Origin of the sequence: Allosalinactinospora lopnorensis (assembly GCF_000981225.1) — a bacterium.
GTDB classification, from domain to species: Bacteria; Actinomycetota; Actinomycetes; order Streptosporangiales; family Streptosporangiaceae; genus Allosalinactinospora; species Allosalinactinospora lopnorensis.
In genome coordinates this window covers 1-864 of the sequence record NZ_LAJC01000190.1, presented here as the reverse complement: position 1 = coordinate 864, position 864 = coordinate 1, and the positions used below count along the sequence as shown (strand labels likewise).

At 69.6% G+C, this 864-nt stretch carries 1 protein-coding gene; it reads right to left on the bottom strand.

What is annotated here, in order from left to right:
- Positions 1-14 precede the first annotated feature (14 nt).
- Positions 15-680: a CBS domain-containing protein gene (locus VS93_RS26435; protein ID WP_046472548.1), complete on the bottom strand. Its 666-nt coding sequence runs from the start codon at positions 678-680 to the stop codon at positions 15-17.
- Positions 681-864 lie beyond the last annotated feature (184 nt).

Genomic DNA, 864 nt, shown 5'->3' with positions numbered 1-864 from the left:
CGTGCGCGGTGGTGTCAGTGCCTTCCGCTCAGCAGCAGTAGGTCGTCCACCTCGTAGTCGAGGTTGCGGCGCACCCGGACGACCCCCTCGACACGGCGGATCGCGTGGACGAGGCGGGGGATATCGGAACGGTGCGGGGTGCGGCCGTTGAGGGTGACGACACCGCCGCGCACCGACACCTCGACGTCGTTCAGCCCGAAATCCCCTTGGACGATGTCGTGAGCGAGCACGGCCTGGAGCTGCTCGTCGCGTACGAAGTAGACATGCAGCAGGTCCACGCGGCTGATGAGGCCGATGAGCCGCCCGTCCCCGGTGACGACCGGCAGCCGCTTGACCCGGTGCCGGTGCATGAGTTCGGCCGCCTCCCGCGGACCCGCATCCGCTGTGATGGTGACCGCGGGCGCCGTCATCAGGTCCCGCGCGACGGCCGCGCCGCGCTTCTTGCGTTCGATCCTGGCCTCGTACGCCTCCGGGAAGAACCCCTCGTCCGGATCGGGATCGGCGACCTTGAGCAGCAGATCGGCCGCCGAGACGACGCCGACGACCCGCCGGTGGGGATCGACGACAGGAAGCGCGCTGACCCCGTTCGTTCGCAGGATGACCGCGATCTCCTTGTACTCCGCGTTCTCCCGGGCGGCGACGACGTGTGTGGTCATCAGATCGCCGACTGTGCTGGGCATGGATCCTCCTCCACTGCGGTTCCCCTGCCTTTGAGACTGCCCCGCTCACCCACCGCGGGCGAGGAGCGGACGTCCCGCCCCACTCGGTGCGTTCGTCCTGAAACCACTTTTCGAAGGGCCGGAGACCGCGGGAGGAAACCGGGCTCAGCGACTCCCGCCAAGGAGGCGGGGCGGGCGCGCGCCG